Source organism: Streptomyces sp. NPDC031670 (assembly GCF_055580545.1).
Window position 1 is genome coordinate 1 of sequence record NZ_JBVILC010000032.1, and the last position, 23,635, is coordinate 23,635.

General features: G+C 68.0%; 19 protein-coding genes and 7 pseudogenes. 12 read left to right on the plus strand and 14 right to left on the minus strand.

What is annotated here, in order from left to right; translation table 11 throughout:
- The first annotated feature begins 390 nt into the window (after nucleotides 1–390).
- The 4 genes and pseudogenes from ACZ5ID_RS34510 (at nucleotide 391) to ACZ5ID_RS34525 (ending at nucleotide 3,753) form a co-directional block, all read left to right on the plus strand.
- Nucleotides 391–1,023, plus strand: a complete 633-nt coding sequence (locus ACZ5ID_RS34510; RefSeq protein ID WP_468906070.1) for a hypothetical protein — start codon at nucleotides 391–393, stop codon at nucleotides 1,021–1,023.
- A gap of 13 nt (nucleotides 1,024–1,036) precedes the next feature.
- Nucleotides 1,037–1,504 (plus strand): hypothetical protein, encoded by a 468-nt coding sequence (locus ACZ5ID_RS34515; protein WP_468906073.1) that lies wholly within the window; start codon nucleotides 1,037–1,039, stop codon nucleotides 1,502–1,504.
- Between the two features lie 232 nt (nucleotides 1,505–1,736).
- Nucleotides 1,737–2,394: pseudogene (locus tag ACZ5ID_RS34520) on the plus strand (class I SAM-dependent methyltransferase).
- A 906-nt stretch (nucleotides 2,395–3,300) separates the two neighbouring features.
- Entirely contained in the window at nucleotides 3,301–3,753 is a 453-nt protein-coding gene (locus ACZ5ID_RS34525) for a DUF6193 family natural product biosynthesis protein (RefSeq protein ID WP_468906075.1), read from the plus strand.
- 636 nt (nucleotides 3,754–4,389) lie between these two features.
- Here the strand turns inward: ACZ5ID_RS34525 and ACZ5ID_RS34530 are convergent.
- Both ACZ5ID_RS34530 and ACZ5ID_RS34535 read right to left on the minus strand, forming a co-directional pair.
- A complete protein-coding gene (locus ACZ5ID_RS34530; protein WP_468906077.1) occupies nucleotides 4,390–5,319 on the minus strand; it encodes an ankyrin repeat domain-containing protein in 930 nt (309 codons plus the stop codon).
- 763 nt (nucleotides 5,320–6,082) lie between these two features.
- A complete protein-coding gene (locus tag ACZ5ID_RS34535) occupies nucleotides 6,083–6,850 on the minus strand; it encodes a hypothetical protein (RefSeq protein WP_468906080.1) in 768 nt (255 codons plus the stop codon).
- Between the two features lie 533 nt (nucleotides 6,851–7,383).
- Here ACZ5ID_RS34535 and ACZ5ID_RS34540 point away from each other — a divergent pair.
- Together ACZ5ID_RS34540 and ACZ5ID_RS34545 are read left to right on the plus strand one after the other, a co-directional pair.
- Nucleotides 7,384–8,553 (plus strand): hypothetical protein, encoded by a 1,170-nt coding sequence (locus ACZ5ID_RS34540; protein WP_468906082.1) that lies wholly within the window; start codon nucleotides 7,384–7,386, stop codon nucleotides 8,551–8,553.
- A gap of 204 nt (nucleotides 8,554–8,757) precedes the next feature.
- On the plus strand, nucleotides 8,758–9,327 hold the full coding sequence (locus ACZ5ID_RS34545) for an SMI1/KNR4 family protein (RefSeq protein ID WP_468906085.1): 570 nt from the start codon (nucleotides 8,758–8,760) through the stop codon (nucleotides 9,325–9,327).
- A gap of 66 nt (nucleotides 9,328–9,393) precedes the next feature.
- On the opposite strand, the pseudogene ACZ5ID_RS34550 reads toward ACZ5ID_RS34545, so the two are convergent.
- Nucleotides 9,394–9,737: pseudogene (locus tag ACZ5ID_RS34550) on the minus strand (transposase family protein).
- A 235-nt stretch (nucleotides 9,738–9,972) separates the two neighbouring features.
- Nucleotides 9,973–10,083 (minus strand): annotated as a pseudogene (locus ACZ5ID_RS34555) (transposase family protein); the annotation flags it as partial.
- Between the two features lie 166 nt (nucleotides 10,084–10,249).
- Between ACZ5ID_RS34555 and ACZ5ID_RS34560 the strand changes: the two are divergent.
- Nucleotides 10,250–11,464, plus strand: a pseudogene (locus tag ACZ5ID_RS34560) (IS256 family transposase); the annotation flags it as partial.
- A 43-nt stretch (nucleotides 11,465–11,507) separates the two neighbouring features.
- Here the strand turns inward: ACZ5ID_RS34560 and ACZ5ID_RS34565 are convergent.
- Nucleotides 11,508–11,993, minus strand: a complete 486-nt coding sequence (locus ACZ5ID_RS34565) for a DUF6924 domain-containing protein (RefSeq protein ID WP_468906087.1) — start codon at nucleotides 11,991–11,993, stop codon at nucleotides 11,508–11,510.
- 694 nt (nucleotides 11,994–12,687) lie between these two features.
- Nucleotides 12,688–13,421, minus strand: a pseudogene (lexA, locus tag ACZ5ID_RS34570) (transcriptional repressor LexA).
- A 269-nt stretch (nucleotides 13,422–13,690) separates the two neighbouring features.
- Between lexA and ACZ5ID_RS34575 the strand changes: the two are divergent.
- Nucleotides 13,691–13,783, plus strand: a complete 93-nt coding sequence (locus ACZ5ID_RS34575) for an FG-GAP repeat protein (RefSeq protein WP_468906090.1) — start codon at nucleotides 13,691–13,693, stop codon at nucleotides 13,781–13,783.
- A 362-nt stretch (nucleotides 13,784–14,145) separates the two neighbouring features.
- Nucleotides 14,146–15,261 carry a methyltransferase domain-containing protein gene (locus ACZ5ID_RS34580; RefSeq protein ID WP_468906093.1) on the plus strand — a complete coding sequence of 372 codons (1,116 nt, stop codon included), beginning with the start codon at nucleotides 14,146–14,148 and terminating at the stop codon, nucleotides 15,259–15,261.
- Nucleotides 15,262–15,882: 621 nt separating this feature from the next.
- Here the strand turns inward: ACZ5ID_RS34580 and ACZ5ID_RS34585 are convergent.
- Nucleotides 15,883–16,224: pseudogene (locus ACZ5ID_RS34585) on the minus strand (ATP-binding protein); the annotation flags it as partial.
- Between the two features lie 880 nt (nucleotides 16,225–17,104).
- Nucleotides 17,105–17,473 (minus strand): hypothetical protein, encoded by a 369-nt coding sequence (locus ACZ5ID_RS34590; RefSeq protein WP_468906095.1) that lies wholly within the window; start codon nucleotides 17,471–17,473, stop codon nucleotides 17,105–17,107.
- A 745-nt stretch (nucleotides 17,474–18,218) separates the two neighbouring features.
- On the opposite strand from ACZ5ID_RS34590, the gene ACZ5ID_RS34595 reads away from it, so the two are divergent.
- From ACZ5ID_RS34595 to ACZ5ID_RS34605, 3 genes are read left to right on the plus strand one after another with little or no spacing between them, the layout of a single operon-like run.
- Nucleotides 18,219–19,001, plus strand: a complete 783-nt coding sequence (locus ACZ5ID_RS34595) for a hypothetical protein (protein WP_468906097.1) — start codon at nucleotides 18,219–18,221, stop codon at nucleotides 18,999–19,001.
- Nucleotides 18,998–19,198 (plus strand): hypothetical protein, encoded by a 201-nt coding sequence (locus ACZ5ID_RS34600; protein WP_468906099.1) that lies wholly within the window; start codon nucleotides 18,998–19,000, stop codon nucleotides 19,196–19,198. Before ACZ5ID_RS34595 ends, ACZ5ID_RS34600 begins: the two co-directional genes overlap by 4 nt.
- 36 nt (nucleotides 19,199–19,234) lie before the next feature.
- Nucleotides 19,235–19,576 (plus strand): hypothetical protein, encoded by a 342-nt coding sequence (locus tag ACZ5ID_RS34605; RefSeq protein ID WP_468906101.1) that lies wholly within the window; start codon nucleotides 19,235–19,237, stop codon nucleotides 19,574–19,576.
- Nucleotides 19,577–19,731: 155 nt separating this feature from the next.
- On the opposite strand, the gene ACZ5ID_RS34610 is transcribed toward ACZ5ID_RS34605, so the two are convergent.
- The 6 genes and pseudogenes from ACZ5ID_RS34610 to ACZ5ID_RS34635 all read right to left on the minus strand — a co-directional run bounded on the left by ACZ5ID_RS34610 (nucleotide 19,732) and on the right by ACZ5ID_RS34635 (nucleotide 23,600).
- Nucleotides 19,732–20,523, minus strand: coding sequence for a hypothetical protein (locus ACZ5ID_RS34610; protein WP_468906103.1), 792 nt, complete (start codon nucleotides 20,521–20,523; stop codon nucleotides 19,732–19,734).
- A 191-nt stretch (nucleotides 20,524–20,714) separates the two neighbouring features.
- Nucleotides 20,715–21,632, minus strand: a complete 918-nt coding sequence (locus ACZ5ID_RS34615) for a DUF6891 domain-containing protein (RefSeq protein ID WP_468906105.1) — start codon at nucleotides 21,630–21,632, stop codon at nucleotides 20,715–20,717.
- 148 nt (nucleotides 21,633–21,780) lie between these two features.
- Nucleotides 21,781–21,915 carry a hypothetical protein gene (locus ACZ5ID_RS34620; protein ID WP_468906107.1) on the minus strand — a complete coding sequence of 45 codons (135 nt, stop codon included), beginning with the start codon at nucleotides 21,913–21,915 and terminating at the stop codon, nucleotides 21,781–21,783.
- A gap of 9 nt (nucleotides 21,916–21,924) precedes the next feature.
- Nucleotides 21,925–22,257: pseudogene (locus ACZ5ID_RS34625) on the minus strand (FG-GAP repeat domain-containing protein); the annotation flags it as partial.
- A 3-nt stretch (nucleotides 22,258–22,260) separates the two neighbouring features.
- Nucleotides 22,261–22,551, minus strand: a complete 291-nt coding sequence (locus ACZ5ID_RS34630; RefSeq protein WP_468906109.1) for a hypothetical protein — start codon at nucleotides 22,549–22,551, stop codon at nucleotides 22,261–22,263.
- A gap of 245 nt (nucleotides 22,552–22,796) precedes the next feature.
- Entirely contained in the window at nucleotides 22,797–23,600 is an 804-nt protein-coding gene (locus ACZ5ID_RS34635; RefSeq protein ID WP_468906111.1) for a DUF4253 domain-containing protein, read from the minus strand.
- Between the last annotated feature and the right edge of the window lie 35 nt (nucleotides 23,601–23,635).

Consider the following 23,635-nt stretch of genomic DNA (forward strand, 5'->3'; position numbering starts at 1 on the left):
CACGACGAACACTCACGCCCCATCCAACGACCGCCAAAGACACCAGTCACAAAACCATCCCAGAACACCAACTACCTAGATCAGATGCTCTCTAACTGCCCGGCTGATGATCTGTCACGCTGGCGGCACTTGCCGTTGCTGGCATGGAAGAGGGGGCACATGCCGATTTGGGAAGCAGCCCTTTGGGCTGGATGCGGACCTTTGGGGACGGAGTTCCTGCAGATTGTCTCTGTAGTCCGGCGGACCCGGAGACTTCCCGGGCAGCAGCAGAGTGTGCTGCTGTCCGCGTTCGTGGTCGCCGCGTTCCTGCGATGCGCATTGGGGGCCGGAGTCGGAGTGGCCACAGCAACGTCACATTCCTTGCCGCCCTTCGCGCTCGTAGCAGTCGGCATGACGACGCCGGTGCTCTTCACCCAGCTAGCGCGCTGGGTGCCGCAGGCAGATTCCGATGCGGGCACCGCTGCCAAAGAGCTGCCGGCGCAGGAGCGCGGGGCTGAGGCGGAGCCCGCAGCTGCTCATGCGCCTCCGGTCTTCTCCGAATCGGTCAAGCACTCCTTCCGCGGCAAGCGGGCCCTGTTCGTCGCTGCCGGGCTGACGGTCGCCTCCGCGCATCCTCTCCTCGCGGCTCCTGCCAGTGCAGAGGAAATCCAGGCGGCCTCGGTCGTCCTGCAGCCCCGGCCCTCGATCACTGCTGGCAGTCCCGTCACACTGTTCCGCCAGAGTGGCCGTCACCGCGATAACGCGCCTGAACAGCAGCGAGGTGAGCATGCAGAGGCCGACACCGCGCCCGCCGCGTATTGCGGACCGGGGACTGCAGCGGACATGAAAGGCGGCTATAGCGTGCGTGCCGCGGTGCTCGACTTCGCGGACGGAATGGGCAGGGTCTTCGACCCGCTGGCTCTCACCCCGCCTCCCCCCCTACCAGCGGCTCCGGATTTCATCGATGCGATGCTGAGCGAGGCGTTCGAACAGGCATGTTCTCACGGATTCCACGACAACCTCACCGAGCCGGACCATTCCTAGGGCGGGGGCGCAGATGGTAGAAAAGACAGTCGAGGAATCCACACCACGGCCTCCCAGGCCCCGCGCGGGGAAGAAAAGCACGGCACGACCCGCCGCACCCGACGTCACCACCGAGGCGAAAGCAGACGTCACCACCGCTAAAATCCCGGCCGAGTGGAAAGGCCTGGCATGGCTGTCGAAAGAATGCCCCGACGTCTACCGTGAACTCCTCGCGCAGAAAATCAAAGACCAGGTCAACGCCCGCCGCCTGGCATGGGGCCCCATCGTCGTACAGATCATCGGAAGCCTCTCCGGCCTCGCCGCCCTCACCGGCCTCCTCCTGCTGTCCTGGCACATGAGCGACCAGCACCAAGGCCCCGAAGCCGCAACCGTCGTCACCTCAGGCGCCGTATCCATCGTCGCGGTCTTCGTCACCGGCAGGGTGACCCAAACACGCGCCAAACCCCGCACAACCACGCGAACGACCCGAACAAACCCTTAATTACATCAAGCCCGTCACCCTGACAGGCGGACGGACCGAGCCGGGCCTGCGGCACTCGCACGTACGCAGACCGCGACCCACAGGGCGGCACCCGCCAGCACCGGCCAACTGACGATCTCAGCGCTGGCCATCACCCTGCCGGCCCCGCAGCAGGCGCCCGGCAGCCCGTGAGCGAGTGGTCTTTGTTCCGGAACAGGGTATGCATGCCGCAGGGACTTGATGGACTGGGGCGATGAAGATCTTGTCGCCTCGTGTCCTGCGGGCTCTTGAACGGTTCAAACGCCACCTATCCCTGGGATCACAACGCCCGCTACCACCGCTGGATCCTGCGGCAGTTGCCGAAGCGCTTCGACCGCGCCCTGGACGTCGGTTCCGGCAGTGGTGATCTCGCAAGGCTCCTGGCCGGAAGAGCCGATGCTGTGCAGGCCGTCGATTCCGATCCGGTGATCACAGCCCAGGCCCAGAAGCTGACCCCTTCCCAGCTCCCCGTCACCTTCACCGTCGCGGATGCAATAGCCGAGCTTCCTGCCGGCCCTTACGACGTCATCACGTGCGTCGCCACGATCCACCACCTGCCGTTCACCCTGGCGCTCACCCGTTTCCGCCGTCATCTGGCTCCGGAAGGGACCCTGGTGATCGTCGGCCTGTCTCGCGCCCAGACCCCTATCGACCACTTGCTCGGTGCTGTCGCCATTCCGGCCAACGCTGCCATGGGCTGGCTGAAGAACAAGGGCCGCCCCTCGCAGCGCCCCATCTCCATGACCGCCCCTACCCGCCCAGCAGACATGACCTTTGACGACATCGTCCGTGAAGCCACAGATGTCCTCCCTGGCGCACGGCTGCGACGACGGCTGTTCTGGCGCTATACACTTGTATGGAATCAGCCCTGAGTGGCCTGTGGCTTCCTCGACCAAACGTCGGTTCAGGGGCTCCTGCGGGTGCTGCCGGAGGATGTTGCGTCCCCGCCACGTCAGACGATCACGTGCACGGAATCCGGCCTCGGGAACGGCATGTACTCCCAGCCCAGGGGCCATCCGCCGTGGCACGGGTCTCCGTCTTCGGCCTCCAGCAGCCGGGGGATCCGCCACTGCCACCACCGTTCCTCATCACCTCGGCCGGGCCACGGAACCGTCGCCGCCAAGAACCGCTCATCCGCCTCACGCAGCCGTGCCTCAAAGGCGGACTGCACACGGGGTGGCAACTGCGGCCAAATACGCGCCAGCACACCGCGGGACCAGATGTCATTGCTCAGCTCCGCCGCGCACCATGAGTAGCCCGTCTCTACGCCAGACACCACGCCACACCACCGTGCGAGCAGCGCGTCCACCGTGCAGGGCTGCCCCCCGGCCCACCGCTCAGCATTAGCAGCGATCAGAGCGGCGCGTACGGTCTGCTGCTCCTGCTCCGTCCAGGCAATCCCGTCAGCAGGTTCATGTGTTCGACCCATGCATCGACTATCGCAGCACACACAGCACTCACGCCGCCCCAAACGCCGCACGGGGCGTCTCGACACCACCACAGTCATGAACAATCAGCCACCTCATCCGATACCAGCCACCGCCCATGTCAGCCGAGTTGAGCAACTCGGCTACGTTCAGACGCTGCTCGGGGCCCAGGCCGCTGCTCTATGCGGCCGTGGTGGCACTGTTTTACGGGCCCTCCGTTTCTTGCTGGAGCTCCGGCCTTGAGTCGCGGGCGCGCCGCATCGGGTGGCTAGTTCAGAGGCGCGGCGACGAGTCTGCCCGTCCGAGTCGGCCGGAGCCGCGTCGGACCTGGCGGATGTCGTCAGAGCCGGCGTGGCGTGGGGGCAGTTCAGGAGCCTGCGGGAGCTGCAGGCTGACCTGCCCTTTCTGCACTCCAGTGAACGCGCCGAAGCGCACGAACGCGGGCCGGCGGGGGTAGTAGAGCTGCAGTGGCGGAAGACGCGGGCGGAGGCGACCGAGGCCCCGGATTTCCCAGAGTTCGGCGCACTGGTGGAAGCGGCTCACGCCAACCCGAGGCTGCGGCAGCTCTATGTGTACTCCAGTCATTGGATGCTTGGCTTCAGCTCCTGCACCGGTTTCCCCTTCCGGAATGAGGTCGCCATAGCCCCGGCACACAACGGCAGCCCCTTCCGCGTGATGAAGCGCCCGCACGCCGACACCGTCGGAGAGACCGCCACAGCCGAGGATGCCGTCGCCCTGGCGGTGGCCCATATTCCCACCGGCCTTGGCGTGGCCGTCGCGGGATCCGCCGAACGAGATGGGTGACGCGCCTGAATTGAGTCACCGACGGTCACCGACCCCGTGACCAGTTGACTCCCCATCAGGTGACCAAATGCGGGGAGATTCAACTGGTTACCCATGGGCGGCATGCCGTTGACGAAGGCTCCGGCGGTGTGGAGACTGCGGTAGCGCGAGAGCAGCCGCACGCCTCCCTCTCGGGGAAGGCTCCGCCGACCCACTAGCTGCCCTCGCCGCGGCAGTCGGGGCAGGAGCGGCGAGGCCGGGGCCTCAGCTCGATGCGGTGCCGGTCGGCGTAAAGCTTGAGGCGACCGGCCTTGAGCGCGGCGGCGGCCGTCGCCGCGGCAAGTGGGAGGATGGCGGCGCCGCACCCCACCCCGAATCCGAGACAAGGAGCACCAGCACGACCGATCGCCCCGCGCCATCGAGGGCCTCGCCCTGACCGCGTCTTCGACGGAGTCCACACATTGGCGGCCCAGTTCGTGCAGCGAGAGCACCGCCATCGTGTTCGTGAGCCGGTACCAGTCCTCCGCTCCAGGCCGGCGGAGTTGATGCGCCGGAAGTCGCCTTCTACTGATGCTCCGGCCACCATGCTTCAGCAGGGTTGTTGTCCGCGCATCCCTCAGCTGCTTCCATGGCGGGGGCGACCCGGTCTCGCCCGTGTCACTGGTTCCAGTAGTCGCGCCGGGGCAACTGAGCCCATAGGTCGCACGGTCCGGTGACCGGACGTGTATCGGTGAGGCGCAGTCCCGCGAAGGCACAGGTGTAAGCCACGGCGTGGTGCTGGTAGAGGTAGGCGGCCAGGACTTCTTCTGTGGTGCTGCTCTGGTCGGGGGCGCCGCCGGGGTGCAGGCCCCAGGCTTCGATGGCGCCGTTGCGGGCGATGCTGCCCTGGTTGCCGCTCTTGGGGTTGGCGAACACGCCGTAGCAGAGGGTGCCGGCGGACAGCCGGGTCAGCACGCCCGGAGTGCTCGGCGCGGAGCCCCAGGGTTGGGTGACCACGCAGCCGCCATGCACGGTCGTGAGGCCGATGATCTGCACGGTCTCATCCGTGACGTACGCGTACCGGTCTTCCAGCAGTTCCTCGACCAGGTTGCGGTCCGCTGGTGTGGCCTGCAGACGGTTCACTGCTTCGGCCGCGTCGATCCCGGCCACACAGGCCAGCCCCGTGCCGTCATAGTGGAAGGTCCCCAGTGCGCCCACGAGCCGGGCACCCTCCGCGGCCGTGGTGCGCTCGGCTTCACTCAGGCCTCGCTCACCGGCCGGCAGCGCGAACAGGTCCGGCGTCGGGCCGGCCAGACTCAGCCGGCCCGGCGACCAGCCGCCTATCAACTCCCGCCACGGGTCGGCCCCGGCAGCGGCGAGGGCCAGCGCGTTGTCCGGCTTCCTGGACATGACCGCCTCCCACAGCGCCGTCACCCCCATCTCCAGCGCGTCCACGTCCGCGACCCGCCGGGCCAACTCCGCGACCACTTGTGCCGAGCCGTGCACGGCGGCCCAGTGGAGAGGCCGACCCGCTCTCCAAGCCTCCGGATCGGCTCCCTGCTCAAGACGCCACCGGACGGTGTCGTGATCCGTCCAGTCCCCTCCCATCCCGCTCCAGCCGTCACCTTGCACCGCCGTAGCACCCCTCCCGCACCACACCGAACGACTCCACCCCTACACTCGCACACCGCTCGGGCAACGCCCCGCGGCCCATATCCCGGTTCCGCCGGGGCCGCGTTCCGGTAGGTCCAGGCGTGTGAGGGTGGTCGGCGTGACAGACCGGGAACGGTGGTATGGCCGCCGGACTCTCTCCGGCCACGGGTGCGACAGCCCACGCCCCGTACCGTCGACGCCCTACGCCCTATAGAGGGCGGTGTTCCGTTCGCAGGGCGAAGGAGTGGTGTGCGGGACGAGGCTCGGTCCGGCGGTTGCCGGATTCCGGCGACGTCAGCTGAGGACGCCGAGAACGAGGGTCACGACGTTCGTGCCGTAGGTCTTCCAACGGTGGGTCGTGCGGCAGTATCGCCGCGGACGCTTCCGCCCGTGATGTGGAATGAGTACATGGCACCACTTGCACGGCAGGTCGCCGTAATACCTGCCGTCCTCCCCCAGCCGAGCCCTCTCCATAGGGCCTACCCTAACGGGCCGGCATGGGCGAGCCCAGCTCCAGCTGAGCGGAACTCGGCGCCTTACCATCGGCGCTGCTCCGAGATCCGCAACGGGCCGATCCGGGCGGATCTGACTCTCCATCCTGCGGTGGAGAACGTGCCGAGTCTGGCGCCCCCGGTGGGCGAGCCAGGGTTCGCCGCGTGCCTCTCACTCTCCCCCCACTGGACGCACCTCCAGCCCGGTCGAAGGTGATGGCTGGAATTCAGTTTTCTGCGGCTTCGCGGAACGCCGTGGTCTTCCGAGCAGCCTCGGAGAGTTCGGTCACATCCGTGAGGGTCAGCGCGCCTAGGGTGGATGCGTCGCTCCACGCGCAGATGACGATCTCCCCCGTCAGACCGTCGCGGTATCCGCAGCTCAGGCGACCGCCCAGCGGACCCGTATCGAAGGACGCCACATCGCGTGCTTTGGCGCCGGCGAAGAAGTTGCGGAACTCCTGGGTGATCGAGTACTTGCGCTTCTGCGCGCCGAGTTCGGAGTCCCACTCCACTGTATTGATGAAGAGGACCGCGTGTACCGAGGCGTCCGAGCCCTTGCCGTAGTACCAGCGCTTCCCGGCGTGGGACGTGCCCTGCGCCGCCCCGGCCCGTTCTGCCTCGTCGTCGGTCAGGAGCCGGTACCCGGCGACCTCCCGCGGGGCCGTGACCGCACGCGACGCGGGGGCTCCCTCCGCACCCGTCGGCGTGGCGCCACTTCGCGTCTGCGCGGCGCGTGCCTCGGGATGGTAATTCCCGGCGGCGATCACGGTGCCCACGGCGGCGACCGCGGCCATCACCGCGACCACGACGGCACGACGCCGCCCGTCCGGCACCGGCGCCTCGCCGTCGACACCCTCCCTGCGGGCGTCGGCGCCGCGCCATGACGCGGACAGCTTCCATACCAGGAACATCACGACCGCCGTGACCAGCACGACGCCCATCACCTGGCCTGCGGCATAGCTCTTGGACGTCTGATCAACGGACAGCAGAGTCATGGGTGAATCGTATATTCGGTCCTGGAGGCGCCCGCCTGTCCCCAGGGGGACGGCGTTGGCCGGATGAGCACGTCCAAGTCCATCGCACCGATCTGTGCCGGGGCACAGCCGAACACGCCCGCAGAAGGTCAGCGCTGCGGAAGTGTGCGGGCCACCAGCAGCCTGACTCTCTGCCAGTGGAGCAAACCATGGCCCTGGCTCCGGCCGTTCGTCGTTGCGGCAGGCGTTCAGTCTGCGGCACTCTTCGCGCCCGTCGGCGGCGGCCTCATCGATCAGCTCCAACAGGTCCTGCGGTGCTATTCAAGGTCGCCGCTGAGCGGATGGCAGAGAAGGGCAGGCCTTGGACCTTCGTTGCCAGTGGAGCGCCGTTGCGCGAGGACGTCCTTGTGTGAACCGATGCCGCGTCTGTGGAGCAATGCCTCGCAGTGTGCTTGTCCCGCCTGCGCGAGCTGGGCTTTTCGTTCCCTGAGTGAGAGAGAGGGTGTGACCGATCCGCCGCCCTGGATGTCAGTGCCGGCTGCTTACATGAGCCCATGGACACCGTGCACACGACCGCCGCCCTCCTCCCGGACCCCGCCGAGCTCCGCGCGCACCTGCGTGCGCTGGCCGTGCTGGACCAGGCGATCTGCCGCGACCCGCGGTTCTGCCGCTACTCCTTCTCCACCACCTGGGGGCCTGGGACGGAGGCGGCCCTGATGGACAACGGCTCGGGTGACGACTTCTCCGTCCTCTTCACCCCGGCCGGTGTGCTCGTCCGCGGCTTCGACCACGAGTCGGAGATGAGCCCGTACGGCACGGACGACGAACAGGTCTGGCCCGGTGTCATCGACGAGGTGCCCGCCGCGCTGCGCCCGCTCCTGGACGACCCGGCCTTCGTCGACGAGGGCCTCGGCGCCCCGCGGGTCACCGCCTGCCTGTGGTGGGAGACCGGCGGCAGCGCCTGGCACACCGGCTCGGCCATCGAGTTCCCCGCGGGCAGCCCGGACCCGGACGGCTCCGGGCGCCTCTTCCGCCTCCTCACCGACCGCTCCCCCGAGGCCGTCCAGGCGCACTTCGAGGAGGACTACGGGCGGCCCGTCCCCCTCGACACCGTCCGCCACGTCCTCGCGGGCCACCCCCTGACCCCCGAAGCCGCCCGCGGCCTCAACCCGGCCGCCCTCTCCGACGAGGCCCTGCTCCGCCGGATCGCCGCCGACCCCGAGGTCGAGGCGTACCTTGCCTGCGACGGCGAGTTCGACCTCACACGGACCAACCCAATCGAGTCGATCACCCTGCCGGCCGGTCTCCCGGTGGAGCCCGTGGCCGGCTGCAACGCGGGAGGCACCCACTACCTCTGCGGCCCGGCCAGCCCCGACCGCGTCCGCCCCGTCCTCTACACCGACTCCGAGGGCCAGGCCTCCCTCATCGCGGAGTCCCTCGCCGAGGCCCTGACCCTGGCCATCGTCCTCCCCTCCTGGCACGACGCCCTGGCCGGCTTCCGTCCCCCCGCGCTCAACGCCGACTACCTTGAGGACAACCCGGACCACCCCGAGGTCCGCGACCGCCTCCTCGCCGCCCTCCGCCTCCCCCCGGCCACCGAGCCCGAGGTCCTGGCCCGCCTCCTCACCACGGCCGCCCGCACCGTCCCGGACGGCATCCTCCCTTCGGTCGAGGGCGAGGAGGACGCGGCCTTCGAACCGATGTTCCGTCTGCCGGCCGAGTAGGACAGCCCCGCCGCGCGGCGGGGACGTAGGTCCGCCGCCGGAGCGGTGTGGTTGATCCTACTGGCCAAGTAGCGGACTCAGTGCTCGCCGACTGCGACGGCGTCGAGGCGGATCGCGGAGAGTGCAAGGTTCTCCGACCGGTACTCCCCGACCTCCGCAGGGCGTAGCCGGACGGAGGCATCCCTATGGAGAGGACAGAGGGCGATGAGTGTGGCTGAGAGTTGGTCGCGTGTGATGAGTCTGCTTCGGGAGCACGCGCCGGCCGATCACGCGGATCTGCCCGGGCCCGCTACGGAGCAGATGCTCGCGGCAGCCGAGGAACGGATGGCGATCTCCCTGCATGGGGACCTGCGGACGTGGCTGTTGCAGAACAATCTGGATCTGCCAGAGGAAGATTTCGACGACGAAGTGCAATGTTGCGGTTTCGACGGGTTCCCCGACGAGGGGAGCTTCTTTCTGGGTATCCGGACGATGGAGAGGCTCTACGCGAACCGCTCCACGTCCTGCGGATTCGACCCGCCGGATCAGCCGGACAACCCGTTCTGGCGTAACGAGTGGATCCCGTTCCTGTCGGACCAGGACGGCTGGACGGGAAAGTTCATCGACGCGAGGGACGGACGTATCGGCAGATGGTTCGTGGGTGAGCCCACGGTCACCGGCGAGTACGAATCGATGGCTCACTACTTTGACTCCGTGGCGGCGATGCTGACGAGGATCGGCGCGGGGGACTATCCCGTCTGTTCCGTTGCCGAAGGGCGACTCGTCTGGTCGTGAGACGGTTCCCAACTGGATGACGGCCATTGCCAATCCGTCCTCACCCTGGAACGGCACTGAGGTTCCTCAGCGTTGATGTTCCAGGGTAAGGACGGCTGCGGCGATGACGGTCATGCGGTTGGGGCTGCAGCGGGCCCGGCGCAGGATCTGCCAGGACTTCAGTCGCGCGATGCTTCGTTCGACCGGTGCTCGTGCCACTGACAGGGCTCGGTTGATCGTCTGCTGGGTTGTGGTGAGGCCCTGTCGGGAAGCCGTCTGATGGGCGTGGTCACCCAGGGGCCGGCCCCGATGTAGGCGCGGTCGGCGAGCACGGGGACGCCATAGCGTTCGCTGATCCGGATGATGCGGTGGGTGCGGGCCGCAGTCAGGTTGTGGGTGCGGCCGGGCAGGGCAGGTGAGATCCACAGCAGTTTGCCGGCGGGTCGGCCACGACCTCACGGTCACGCTGTGGCGGCGGTGCTTCTGGGAGAAGTCGGCCCGGCTGTCGCCGACCCGGTCGCACTCGGCGAGTGTCCCGTCGAGCAGGACGTCATCCGCATCGGCCTCGCGCAGGACCGGCCGGAGGCCCGCCGCCCGGCCGGACAGGTGCTGGACGACCGCCCGGACGTAGTCGTGGGCGGTGCCGACGGATATGCCGAGGCCGACGGCGATCTGCGCGAGCGTGTCGTGCCGGCGCAGATAGACCAGGCCGACGAGGGCGCGCTGGTGGGGCGGTAGCTTGCAGCGGCGGTCACCGTCACGGGTGGCGATGAGCATCGATACCCACTCGGATCGCGTCCATGGACGTGGTGTACGGCGGGTTGTAGAGGTCGTCGCTGGTCAGGGTGGTTTGAGCGTGCACGCGGGTGGCGTGGGGCATAAGGGAGCAGCCACCGGCTGAGCCTCCGGACCTACCGATCAAAGTCCGTTCCTGGAGGCCCCGATGACCGCTCCGCACAGTGTGTCCTTCCCCGAGCTGCTGGAGGACTACCTCGCCTCGGCGAGTCCCGATCTCGTGCGGCAGATGCTGGCCGCCTTCGCGAACGCGCTGATGAGCGCGGACGCGCAGGAAGAGTGCAACGCCGAGTACCGCGAGGTCAGTCCGGACCGCGTCAACCGGCGCAACGGCTACCGGCCCCGTCCGTGGGACACCCGGGCGGGCACCGTGGAGTTGGCCGTGCCCCGGCTGCGCGAGGGCTCCTACTTCCCCGAATGGCTGCTGGAGCGGCGCCGCCGTTCCGAGCAGGCCCTCATGTCCGTGATCGCCACCTGCTATGTCCGCGGGGTGAGCACCCGCCGGGTCGAGGGCATCGCCCGCGAACTCGGCGTCACCCAGCTGTCCAAGTCCCAGGTCTCGGCCCTGGTCAAGCACTTGGACGGGCAGCTCGACACCTGGCGCAACCGGCCGCTGGACGCCGGACCGTATGTCTTCGTGTGGGCCGACGCGCTGACCATGAAGGTCCGCGAGGACGGCCGCGTCGTCAACATCGCCTGTCTCATCGCGGTCGGTGTCACCGCCGAGGGACGGCGCGAGGTCATCGGCCTGGACACCGCGACCAGCGAGGACGGCGCCGGCTGGCTCGCCTTCTTCCGCTCGCTCGTCGCCCGCGGCCTGGACGGCGTCCGCCTGGTGATCTCCGACGCCCACCCCGGCCTCGTCAACGCGATCGGCGCCACTTTGCCCGGCTCGCAGTGGCAGCGGTGCCGAACCCACTACGCCCGCAACTTGGCGTCGCAGGTTCCGAAGTCCGCGGTCAGCGGCGTGATGACACTGCTGCGGACGGTGTTCGAGCAGCCTGACGCCGAGGCGATCAACCGGCAGATGGACCACGTCATCACCTCGCTGTCCCAGCGGTTCCTGAAGGCCGCGGCCCATCTGGAGGCCGCCCGCGAGGAACTGCTCGCCTTCACCGCGTTCCCGCAGCAGGTCTGGAAGCAGATCTGGTCGAACAACCCGCAGGAGCGGCTGAACAAGGAGATCCGCCGGCGCACCGACGTGGTTGGTATCTTCCCCGACCGCGACGCCGTCCTCCGCCTCATCACCGCGGTACTGGCCGAGCAGACCGACGAATGGACCGAACAACGCCGCTACATCGGCCCCGACATCCTCGCCGCCTGCACCGACGACCCCCGCATCGACCACGACACCCCCGAAACCGGGGCCCGTCACCCGCCCTCGGCAGCTGAAGCGATCTACCGCTCTACAAGGGCCGGAGGACACCCTCGGGGTCGGTGGACGCGGCCTCAGCGAACTCCTCGAAATCTACGTTCGCGAGCGACAGGTTCGCGTGGACGTCGTGGACGGCGGCCGGAGCGGTACGGAACTCACGGGGTGATGGGGAGTCGATGAGCTCCTGGTAGTACATCGGATCGAGATCCTCCTCCTCGCCCCACATATTGAGCGCAAGGAGCGCGTGCTGAGCGGACTGAACAGTCACACGGTCGACCACGAACACCACGCTCAGGTTCTCATCCCGGCTGACAGCAGCGAGGACCTCGTCGGGCGCGGCTTCGGCCCAGACCGGATCATCGACAAGGTGGACGCGAGCTTCGAACTCGCCGTTCTCACCCCATGGCTGCACCAGCTCCGCTGCCACCGCATGCCACGCGGTTTCGTCGTCGTAGTCGGTCCTGATGATCAAGGCGGCAAACTCATCGCGTCCAACAATCTCCGGCAACACACGCATGCGCCCTCCCTCAAAGCTCGGTTAGCGCCCGACTGTCTCACGGAGCACTGACACCGCTCTGCCTCGGCGAAACTCCCAGCCTCTGCGGCGCCACCGCCGACTGGTCTGAACAGGGCCTCCAGGCCATGTGGGTGATGCCAACAACCGTGCCGGTCAGCCGCATCGGTACACCACGTCCGTGGACGCGACCCACGACGTCTTCGGCTAACGCAGCATGAGGCGGGTTGAAGCCTCCCCCCGCAGGGCGAATCCGAAGGGCGACAGAACCTTCATCTTCCGCACAGCACCGTTTCTGGAAGCTTGCCTACAAGGAGCGCGCGTCCAGCACGTCGGTCTTGGCCGGGGGCCGCACATCCAGCGGCTCGTCGAATGCACTGAACGTCGTTGCGCTGTGGAACCTGGCGCCCGCGTAAACGGCCTTGAGGATGTACGGCTCATCGTTCGCACAAGACCCCCCAAATGATGAGCAGCTCACGTTACCCGACCTGCTCAACGGTCCATGTCGTCGGCGGCGTACCGCGAGAAGAACAGCCATCCGGGGCCTATTGCCCTTTACCGTGGTGGTGCCGCCGTCGTCAGGACGAGCGGTACGGGTGGGCCCGCGGCCACTTCGCACGTACGCGGGCCCTCCCTCCACGACGATGGCTATACGCGTCGGGCCAGTGGGTGATCTGGGCTGTCCATTGGCGGGTGGCTACAGGGTCCGCAGGACGGCCACGACTTTGCCCAGGATCCTGGCGTTCTCGTCGAGTGGGATGGGGGTGAAGGCTGTGTTGCAAGGCTGGAGCCAGATGCTGCCGTCGTCGGCGAAGCGGAGTTTTTTCACCGTGGCGCCGTCTCCTTCGACCAGGGCGGCCACGATGTCGCCTTGCTCAGCGGTGGGCTGGCGCCTGACCGTGACGGTGTCACCCGAGAGAATGCCCGCGTCGGTCATGCTCTGGCCTGTCACTTTCAAGGCAAACAGCTCGCCGTGGCCGACCAGTGCGACGGGCATCGGGAGCAGGTCCTGGACATCCTGCTCGGCCAGCAGGGGGGCGCCGGCTGCGATGTGGCCGACGAGCGGGACGTAGACCACGTCGGCGGCCCGTTCAGCTTGGCCGGCGCGCTCGGCAAGGTCTGCATCTGACGGCTCCGGATGACGGTGGACATGGGTGAGTTGTTGGCCCCGCAGGGTCAGTGCGTAAGCGCGCGGCCGGTGGGGGTCTGGCGCAGAAAATGCTTGCTCTGCAGAGCGTGAAGCTGGTGGGCGACGGAGCTGGTGCTCACCAGGTGGACCGCCTCGCCGATCTCCCGCATGGACGGCGGATAGCCGCGCTCACGTATGAAGGCGGCCACGAAGAAGAGAATGGCGCGCTGGCGCTGGGTCAGACCGTCAGCGTCTTCGCGGATTCCCGGTGGCCGTCCGGGCAGGGCACGAGTAGCACGCATGGGATCCCCCACTCATCGATCTTGCGTGGCCCCGACCGTAACCCCACATCCCCGGGCAACGGAACACTATTTCGACAAACGGCGTCACCGACGCCACCCGCCCTGCCATCGCCCCCGAGACGGTTCGCCATAGATAGCGGGTGTTCACCACCTCGCGGCGCGCTGAACTCGGTCATGCCGTGACGCGTGTAGCAGTCGCAATTCGGCGGGGCCACAGACGGATGAACCGGTAGTGGGTGGCGGTCGGGGGTGCGGCGGACCAGCGGTACATGCGGTCGGGAAATGCCTACGACCGAAGCCTGTCCGTCGGCGACCTCGACCGCGACGGCCACAGTGACCTCGTGGTCCGGCACCGCCGGTAATCGTTCACACCTACCTGGCCGCCTACGTCAGCCTCTGCCCCTGAAGATGCGCCCCATAGGGCACATGCCATGCCCCACCCCGCACCATCCGGTGGAGAGGACAGCGCACCCCTGCAGGATCCGTTGCCCGCTGGCGCCTTCGCCGGAATGCCCGGGGGCGCCCCGTTCCGGCCATTCTCCAGCGTTCCCAGCATGGCGCACCGGTCGGCGCGCCATGCTGTGGCCGGATGAGCAAAGGAGGTCCGATGGGTGATCACCGCAAGCCGGATCCGGATCTGGGTAAGGGCGAGCCGCCGCCCGGGAACGGTGATGGGCAGGTTCCGCCGCCGCCCCCTCCGTCCGGGACCCGCAGGAAGTGACCTGTGACGGGTGAGGGACGCGCCCACCGGATGGCCGTCGCGATGGACAAGCGCGCAGCCTGGCCTGCGGACTCACCGTGGGTCCGCGACGCCTTCGCGGCGCGGCCACGGCATGAGTTCGCGCCGGACCGGCTGTGGCACTGGGACGGATACGCCTACCTTCCCATCGACCGGGAGAGCGAACCGCACAAGTGGCTGTCCGAGGTGTACGCGGGCCTGGACGCGCCGGCCATTACACAGATCGACGGCGGCGTGCCCAGCTCCAGCCTGTCGTGTCCGGCGATCATCGCGGACATGCTCGACTCCCTCATGCTGGAGCCCGGTCATCGCGTCCTTGAACTCGGCACCGGCCAGGGGCTCAACGCCGCGCTGCTGGACTGGCGGGCCGGCCCCGGCCTGGTCACCACCATCGAGATCGACCCCGTCCTCGCCGCGGCAGCCCAGGAGCGGCTGAAGGCCGTGGGTGCACGCGTGGCGGTGCACACCGGCGACGGTGCGCTGGGCTGGCCCGACGGCAGGCCCTACGACCGCGTGATCTCCACGTACGCGGTCGAGGACGTGCCGTGGGCCTGGATCGAGCAGACGCGGCCAGGCGGACGCATCGTCACGCCGTGGGGCCGCCTCGGGCATGTGGCGCTCACCGTCGCCGAGGACGGCATGTCGGCAACCGGCTGGATGCAAGGGCTGGCCGCGTTCATGCCCACCCGGGGCACCGCGCCCTCCCGCCGTGGCTGGCGCCAGGTCCGCGGCGACCGCCCGCCCGACCACCAGGGCACCGTCTCCTTCACCCCCGACCGGCTGAACGACGCGAACGTGCTGTTCGCCCTCCGTGTCGGCCTGCCCGACGTGGACGTCTTCACCCGGACCCGCGACGACGGCACCGTCGACGGATATCTCCACGATGGCCACTCCTCGTGGGCCACCCTCAGCCAGACGGGAATCGGCGTGGCCGACGCTGATCAGGGAGGCCCCCGCCGGCTTGCCGGCGAAGCCATGTGCGCCCTCGAACTCTGGACACGACACGGCGAGCCCTCGGTGTACGACTTCGGGATGACCGTGCGGCCCGACGGGCAGTACATCTGGAGCGGGTCCCCCGACTCCGATCCCTACTGCCGGTGACCCGATCAGATAACGTACCCCTCAGCACGGCGCGTCAGCGGCCAACTGGTCCGGGCGCACCGCCTAGGTGGGGCCTGGGGCCCGATCAGGCGGCGTCGGCGCCGGACTTCTATCGTTGATCACGACGGCTGGTACGTCCTGCCCACCATACGCACGGTCGCCTCGGCCTTCCCTGGCACACCACTGTGAGGACCTGCACTGGGTAGGGAGCCGTGACGCTCGGGGCTGCCACTGTGGACGCTCACGCAATTCCCCAGGCTCCCGTCGTGTCCCAGGTGTCTCGTGCCGACGACGCTGCTCGTTAGAGTGCCTGCGTGTCGAAGACGAGCGTGAGCAATGAGACAGGCAGCCTGCTCTGCCTCTGGGTGGAACCGTGGGGAACTGATCACTGGATGCGTCCGGGTGAGGAGTTCACCGTCGTGACCGGGACGGAGCCCGAGGACTCGCCGTTCAACGTCGTCGTTCATGATCAGGGCATCACGGTGTGGGTGAATTCGGGAAGTGACGCCGAGGTCTTCGACAAGATCGGCAATCCGGCGCCGTGCGGGCATCAGCGGCCTGCCGACGCCGGATTCTGACCGGTCGGGTCGTCAGGTGAGTGGCTTGACGGGCCTGTCGGTGGTTCTTAGGCCGCTTGTTCGGGCGGTAGCTGGGGCCGTTCATGCTGACCTGGTGGCTGGTGTTGATCAGCCGGTCCAGGAGCGACTCGGCGACGACTGGGTTGGGGAAGAGGGGATACCAGTCGCTGGGCGCCCGGTTGCTGGTGATGATCAGGGACCGGCCCTGCCGCTCGCTGACCAGTTCGTAGAGGTCATCGGCCTGGGCCGCTCCGAGCTGGCGCATGGCGAAGTCGTCGAGGATGAGCACGTCGGGCCGTACCAGTTCACGGATCCGCTTGTCCCAGGTGCGGTCCGCGTGGCCGCCGGCGAGGTCCGCCAGGATCCGGCTGGTCTTGGCGAAACGGGGTCGGGAAGACACACGTCGCCCAGGCTCTCGGTCACTTCGCGGTCCGCCAAGGCGCCCACGTCCGGGATGAGCTCGCCGACCTCCATCTCGGCTTCTACGACGAGCTGCACGCCACTCCACAACTGCTGCCCTGGCTCCTCTCCTTGGAGGAGGGCCGCATCGACGCCACCCAGCTGCTGGAAGTCGAGCGCATCTCGTCCAGCTGAGCGATCTTGGATGCGAGGCCCCGGTCTGATCCGTCACCCCGGCTCGTCGCGTGAGCGCGCGGTCGACGGGAGGCGCGCGGCAGCTGGAGGCGATGGAGGGCGCGCCCTCTCCCTCACCGCACTGGGGACCCTCGCCCGCCGTCGCTGACGAGGACACCGCACCCCTGCACGGTCAACTGCCCACTGGCTTGACCGGCTGACATTTACTGCACGCGTCGTCGCCGGAACGCCCGGCGTCGAGGCCTTTGCCGCTGCAGGGGAACTGTGCTTCCGTTGTTGTGGTGGCAGGTCGTGAGCCGGTCACCACGCAGACGCTGGACGACGCGGGCCGTGAGGTATCCCGGTTCGAACAGTTCTCCAAAGTCCGCCTCACCAACCCCAACGCGTGGCCGGCCTATGTCCGGGTCTACCTGGTCGACGACCAGCCGCCTGAGGACCAAAGCCAGCAGGTCGTCTCCGCCGACTCCATTGGGGGGTTTCACCCGCGTCCCCTGCCATGGCGCCCCCACCATCGAAATCAAAGGCGAAGCAGCCACCGCTGTGGCGCACGACTCCCAGAGCCCAGCGGTCAGCAGCAAGGCGTACTACTCCCAGTAGACCGCCCCCGACCGGACGTTGAGCCAACACTCCGAAGACGACGGGAGCGCCGGTGGCTACTGGGTCCACTCCGGTCAGGTGCGAACGAATCCGGTCGGGTTGGCCAGATAGCGGTCGAGGTCCGGGTCCTCGTGAAGCGCGTCGAACTCGTTGTAAATCGTCCATTGCGCTTGGAGTTCGGCGCGCAGCCGGCCGAGCGCTTCGTAGACGGCCTCGTTGAAGTCGGCGCATTCCGCTTCGCGCCACGGTCCCGGGTGTGGAGGGTAGTCCCAGTTCAGCGACGTGTCGTAGCGCGCGATGAGCGCCACCAGGTCGCGTCGGAGGTCCTCACCTATGGGCAGTCGATCCAGATCGACCGCATAGCCCCACGCCCCCCGGTCCTCCGGAACCGTCCACAGGACACAGCCTGAACCCGCGTCGAAGAAGAATCTCGCGGTGGGCATGACGCGGGCCTCTCCATGTACATTCCGGCTGTGGGGCAGCCATCACACTACTCAACGGAGCTGGGAGACGGCACGGCCCGGATCGAGAACTCCGCCTTGCCGCGCTCCGGACGGCGTCAGATGCTCGTGACAGGAGTGCCTGGCGGGCGCAAGCGGCGTTCCCCGGCCGGGTGTCTGTCCTCATATGTGGAAACGCACTGAAGAGCACCGCGTCCGGGACTTCGAGGCCGCATCGTTCGCGGCATTGCTGGACCGGCGACCATGCTGCTGGCTCTGCTCTTGCGGTGCTGGGTGACCGCTGTGATCCAGTTCGTTCTCCTTGGGGACGGCGCACTGTTTCTCGCCTCACTGCCGACGTATTGGAATCCGTGAGCCTCGCGTTCAACGTCCGGCGTCGAACAAGCGGGCCTCGAAGTGGCAGGCTGTTGCCGTAGGAATCGCGAGGGACGACCAGCCAAGGCCGCTGTCGACGTACTGGCTCTCCTGGATCGCCGTGCCGGCCGCCGATCAAGTGGGAGTCCTTGCGTCCGTGGGCCTCACCGTGCGGCCTGTCGGCCCAGTCGTTCCATCCCAAATCGCGGGTGCGCGCCTCCACGCAAACCTCCTGGAACGCACCATGACAGGAATGGGCCTGCAACCACGCAAAGTGCGCACCGCGGCCGGGGGCACTCCCACGGGGTGCTCCCGGCTCCGTATGAGTACGCGTGCCGATGGACGCTGCCAACTACGCTGCGAGAATGGGCAGATGACTTTGAAGTGGGTCCTTACCGCCGTATCTGCCGTGCGCGACAGTGTAAAACGCCTTCTCGGTCTTCTCCTCATCCTCGTGCTCTCCGCCTGCTCGTCCCATGACCGCGCCACGAGCCAGAAGGAGGTGCGCGACCTCGCGGGCAGCGCGCAGGCCCAGCAGTCCCGGAAGGCGGCTGAGGATCACTTGCGGATGATCGTGAACGCGTACGCCAAGAACACCCCTCTGACCCTTGGTCTGGTCACCGTGAACGACTTATGCGCCGGGGGAACAGCAAAACAGTTGTTCTTCCAGACCGGTGACGACCAGTACAAGATCCGCTGCGGCCTGCGCGTTACCGCCTACTACGGCGCCGACCCGCACCGGATCGCTGACGTCCTGGACGGCATCCTCGCCGCTGGGGACCATGATTCCTCCCACGGGGCCCCTGGCGCTACCATCCCGTTTCACCACGGAAGCCACGGCAGTCCCATTATCGACTACTACCGGGGCGAAACCTCACACCCGGCCGCTCAGGACACTCCGGAACCAGCCCTTTTGTTCGACACCGAACAGACGTTGTCATGGGACACGGTGCGAAGCAGCAGGAAAACACTGATCAATGAGCCGGATAAGTACACGTCCAACGACCCGCCAATGACCCGGTGCCTTCGCGAGCCGACATCAAGGACAGTCAGCGACATCCGCATCCAGCACGGAATGGTCTTCAAGCTGGAACTATCGATGATCAACTATCATCGAGTCTCTAAGGATGGCAAGACTGTCCAGGTCTGGCGATGAGTGACATCACCGCGCGGCCCTGTGCCATCAAGGCAATGTCGGCGAGGCAACGAAAGGCCGGCCATATTTTAGCTGCGCTGATTCATAGCCTTCACTGCTCCAAGAACGGTAAGGGCACGGGGATCTCACGACTCTCCCCCTCGGCTCTTCTGACCGTCCAGGCCGCCGAGCAGACCGACGCGCGGGCGTTGCCCTGACGCGGCACCTGATCGAAGCCGAGGAGCCGGCAGCCGATGGACACCCCTCAACCGCTGACCGACGAGGAACTCGCCGAAATCCAAGAACTCGCCGAAGCCGCCACCCCGGGGCCCTGGCACGTCCGCTTCCTCGATGACGACTACGCCATGAGCCTCGTCGCCGTCAGCATCACGCCCGACACCGGGCTCGGCGAGCGCTGGCCGGACTTCGACCACCGGCAGATCGTCGCTGCCACTCTCGTCCAACAGCCGCGCTACGTCGATGTCGCAGACGAACTCTGGGACGAGAATGCTCGGTTCATCGCCGCTGCTCGCGAGGCCATCCCCCGCCTGGTCGCGGAGGTTCGACGGCTCCGACGGGATCCCGGCGACGCATGAGCGTGATCGGTGTCCGGCCCGACCAGGCGTACTGAGCCATGGCGGAAGGGATTCGCTTCACCGAGTGGGACAAGACCTCCGATTCTGGCAGACACCGACAGACCCAGGCCGTGAACCACGTCCGCAACTCGAGGCGAGCTGTGTCTGGTGCGGCGTTAGCGCGGTTCGCGGGCGTCGTTGCGGATTCTGGCGGCGGTGTCCGCGTTCTCGCCGAGGCTGACTCCCGTGCCGCCGTTGACCAGGGCGCCGGGGTCAACGACGAGGACCTCCCCGAGGGTGTAGTGATCGGCCCAGACGCAGAGGGGAGTCGTGATGGTGTGTTGATTCACCTCTGTACGAAAGTTCTGGCACTTCATCACGGCGTCGCCCAGTCCGCTGGGATGCATCCTCTGGAGGGGGCCGACGAGTTTGGTGTACCCCTTCGGTCCCTCGGCTGCGTTCTGGGCCATCTTCGCGAAGTCCCGGTCGACGCTCTGCTCGGGGGCGCTGATCGACCCCCAGGCGCCGGTGAAATGGACGGTCTGCCGCGAGGCGGAACTGCTCGGTTTATAGGCGATGCGGACAGGCGTGGGGTTGGAGATGCCGAGAGCGGTGTAGTCGTCCACGGCTGATGCCGGGACAGGACTGGTAAGCGACGCGTCGTAGACGAAGGCACCGCCCAGCACGCTGTGCGGCGCGGTGAGCTGATAGGGACGCGTGTCGGCCGGCGGAGTACTGCGCGTGCTGGTGGGTCCAGTCGTGCTGTCGGCGTTGTTGCCGGTGTGGCGGCCATACGCGTAGCCGCCTGTCGCGGCCGCAACCAACGCGCACGTCAGGCTCGCGGCGAGCAGTGCCAGCCGTCTCTTCGAGCGACGCCGTGGCGGCGTCGGGACCGGAGGGTAGACAGGCCCGAACCCCGGCCCCGGTGTCTGCGGAGGCCCATACGAATTGCCCGGCTGCTGGTACACGCCCGTTCCCCTTTCCGCGCCATGATGTGCTCGCCTGCCATCCTCGCCCACCGGCCAGTCAACGCAACCACCAGCCCCAGCCCGGAGAACGCGCGAAGAGAGGCGCTCCGTGCTGCTGGCTTCCTCTGACGTGAGCAGCGCGAGCAAACCATCACGCCTGAGCAGGGCCGGGCGGTGTAACAGGGCGCGCTTTAACCGATCAGGCGGCGGCGCCAGTCGATGGGGGTGACGGTGATGGCTCGGCCGGGGTCGTGGTCCCACTCGGTGTGGAGGCCTGCTGCATTGAGTGCGGCCACGACCTCGCGGCCGATGGCCGTCGTGGTCTCGGGTGAGCCGTCGAAGCCGCCGTAGAGGAGCATCAGTCCGCCGCCTGCGGTAGCGGAGTCCGTGCACTGGGTGTGGAAGTAGACGAAGCCGCGGGCATCGGGGCCGGCTTCCTCTGCGATCTCGCTCTGGCCGCAGCTGCGGCAGCAGGTGAAGTTCTCCCGAGCCGTGATGCCGGCTTCCTCCAGGGCGGTGAACGCGCGGGTCAGCTTCTCGGGGTCCGTCTCGCCCTGCCAGGTCGCCTGCTCGGCGACCCGCTCCAGCCACAGCCGGTCGGCCAGCTCCTGCGCCTGCTGGGGCGAGAGGGGCCTGCGGTCCTCGGTGATCAGATAATCTTCGGCGAGCTCGGCCAGTTCGGCGCGGGAGGCATAGCCGCCGGCCAGTACCTCGCGGACGCGTCTCTCCAGCTCCGCCCGCTCATCGGCGCCGAGGTCGAGCGGCGGTACCTGTGGGGCGGGGCCCAGGTCCAGCAGCGACCACGCCGGGCCGGCGTCCCAGCCGCGCTCCTGACGGGCCCAGCCGGTGAGCACTGCGATCACGGAGCCGGGCTCGTCAGCCGTCGCCTGGAATTGGCGGTCAGCGGCACCGTCGCGGTACTCCAGCGTGTAGTCACCGCCCGCCTCATGCCACACCTGGGCGAAGACGTCAGGCAGGTCGGGTATGCGCTGAATCACCAGGAAGCGGTCGCCGTCACCGCCGATCCGCCGCACCAGCCCTGCCAGCTCCTCGGCGGACACTTTGGCGTGCCGCTCCCCGTTCTCCGTCCTCACCACGATCTCAAGCATGACCGAACCCTAAACGTGGTCATGTGCTGCCCTGCGCGCTCCCCTGGAGCGTCGAGATGGGAGCGCCCCGCCCCCGGGCGACCTTGCGGTCAGTTCACCGGAGGCGGGGCACTCACCTCACATGGGCAGGCATCGCCCGCCCCGCGCCTCAGTACAGGTCGTGGTAGGTGTTCCAGCCGTCGCCGAGCTTCACCCGCGACTGGAAGCCGCCGTAGCCGTTGGCGGTGCAACGGAAAAGTTCACCACGGGAGTTGGAGGCCAGCAGGTCGCCGCCGACCTTCACCTTGCCGGCGAACGGGTCGCCGCCGGTGTTCGAGCCGGGGTAGAGGTACAGGTCGCCCCCGGGGGTGCGGGCCAGCAGGTCGGGCTTGCCGTCGCCGGTGACGTCACTGGGGGTGATGATCTTGCTGTAGGCGTTCCAGCCGCCGCTGGACCAGCCGGGGTTGCCGGCGGAGGCGGTGTTCGCCTGCGGGTAGAGGGTGAGGGTGCCGTTCGACGACAGTGCCAGCAGGTCGGGGCGCCCGTCGCCGGTGAGGTCGCCCGGCGTGAGGACATCCTTCAGCCACTCACTCTCGTGGTAGGGGAAGGAGTACTGCGACTCGTCCGCCCCGTTGAACGTCTGCAGCCATCACTTGCCGCTGGGCGTGCGGTAGAGGAGTTCGGAGACGCCACTGCCGTCCAGGTCGAACCGGGGCTTGGCCGCACCGGCCGCGGCAGCGCCGGCCAGCTGGTGGGCGCTGCGGGCCGGCAGCGTGAACGAGGGGTGGGCCGGCTCGGGCTGGACGGGGACGGCTGCCGTGTGGGGTGCCGCCGGCGCCTGCTGGGCCGATGCCGTACCGGACAGGAGCATCCCGGCCGACAGGGCCAGAGCGGTGCAGGCCGCGAGACGGCCAGTGCGCAGGGCACGCCCAAAAGACAAGGTTCCCCCCAGGGAAGATGGTGATGAAACGGGGTCGCACTCGCCGCCACTTATGTGGCGACTGGAGTGCACGGAGACATTTCTGACCTCACGCGCGGAGTGCGCGTCACAGTCCACGCCCGGCCATGGGCAGTTGAAGGGACTATGGCGTCGCAGCGCCGGGCGCCGCCACCTGGTGGACCCGGGACGTGTCTGGTTTGCGCATCGGCTGTCAGTTGGGCCGTGGCGCGCCGCTTTCTGCGGGTTCAGTCCCACCAGAACTCCCATCGGTGGAGGTCGATGAGGTCCATGGCGTAGGAGGCCAGGTCCGGGTGTGAGCCCTGCCAGAGGGTGTCGGGGCAGAAGGCGAAGTGCTCGGCGGCGACGGCCAGGGCGTCGTCGGTGCGGGTGGGAGGCGTGGCGATGCTGAGGTAGAGCGTGCTGAATCCGACGCCGACGACGCGGGCGCCGAAACGGTCCTCCCAGTCGCGCACGACGGCGGCGAAGGTGGCGGTGTCGTTGTCGTAGTTGACCGGTCCCGTCCAGCCGGACGCGGCGAGGGCGTCGGCGCCGCGGTCCGCTGTGACGAGCCCGAGCCGCGCGTGCGGGTTGCGTTCCATGAAGGAGCGCGCGTACTGCGCAGCAATCACGTCGGGGTCCGTTACGGCCGTGGGTGTGGGGGCCAGGCCCGGCCAGGTCCTGTCAAAGGAGGCGGTGGCGGCGGGGTGCTCGCCCGCCGTTGGCCGGTCTTCGCCGGCGTCCGTGTAGGCGTGCCACCAGCGGGCCAGGAGGGTCGCGGGGTCGTGGTCGGCCGGAGAAGACATGCGCTCGGGCCAGAGTTCACCGCAGCCCCAGGGGCGGAAGTCGGCATCCTGCGGGTCCAGGGCGTCGAGCAGGAGCGGCCACAGTCCTGAGGCGGCGTGTCCGGCACGCAGCCGGGACCACAGCTCGACCGAAGCTGGCGCATCGCTGAGCCACAGTGGCTGTACCTCGCCGTCGCCTTCGTCCGAGGTGATCAGGCGGCCGGGCGGCAGAGCGATGCCCTGGGGCAGTCGTGATTGAGGGTTCACGAGCGGATGCTACGTGCGGGGACTGACAACACGAC

Excerpts from the sequence above, each read along its gene's own strand:
- ACZ5ID_RS34615 (WP_468906105.1), bottom strand. The coding sequence starts at position 21,632 with ATGCTTGAGATCGTGGTGAGGACGGAGAACGGGGAGCGGCACGCCAAA.
- ACZ5ID_RS34530 (WP_468906077.1), bottom strand. The coding sequence starts at position 5,319 with ATGGGAGGGGACTGGACGGATCACGACACCGTCCGGTGGCGTCTTGAG.
- ACZ5ID_RS34565 (WP_468906087.1), bottom strand. The coding sequence starts at position 11,993 with ATGCGTGTGTTGCCGGAGATTGTTGGACGCGATGAGTTTGCCGCCTTG.
- ACZ5ID_RS34575 (WP_468906090.1), top strand. The coding sequence starts at position 13,691 with ATGCGGTCGGGAAATGCCTACGACCGAAGCCTGTCCGTCGGCGACCTC.
- ACZ5ID_RS34545 (WP_468906085.1), top strand. The coding sequence starts at position 8,758 with ATGAGTGTGGCTGAGAGTTGGTCGCGTGTGATGAGTCTGCTTCGGGAG.
- ACZ5ID_RS34600 (WP_468906099.1), top strand. The coding sequence starts at position 18,998 with ATGAGTGACATCACCGCGCGGCCCTGTGCCATCAAGGCAATGTCGGCG.
- ACZ5ID_RS34510 (WP_468906070.1), top strand. The coding sequence starts at position 391 with ATGACGACGCCGGTGCTCTTCACCCAGCTAGCGCGCTGGGTGCCGCAG.
- ACZ5ID_RS34535 (WP_468906080.1), bottom strand. The coding sequence starts at position 6,850 with ATGACTCTGCTGTCCGTTGATCAGACGTCCAAGAGCTATGCCGCAGGC.
- ACZ5ID_RS34605 (WP_468906101.1), top strand. The coding sequence starts at position 19,235 with ATGGACACCCCTCAACCGCTGACCGACGAGGAACTCGCCGAAATCCAA.
- ACZ5ID_RS34590 (WP_468906095.1), bottom strand. The coding sequence starts at position 17,473 with ATGCCCACCGCGAGATTCTTCTTCGACGCGGGTTCAGGCTGTGTCCTG.
- ACZ5ID_RS34540 (WP_468906082.1), top strand. The coding sequence starts at position 7,384 with ATGGACACCGTGCACACGACCGCCGCCCTCCTCCCGGACCCCGCCGAG.
- ACZ5ID_RS34515 (WP_468906073.1), top strand. The coding sequence starts at position 1,037 with ATGGTAGAAAAGACAGTCGAGGAATCCACACCACGGCCTCCCAGGCCC.
- ACZ5ID_RS34595 (WP_468906097.1), top strand. The coding sequence starts at position 18,219 with ATGACTTTGAAGTGGGTCCTTACCGCCGTATCTGCCGTGCGCGACAGT.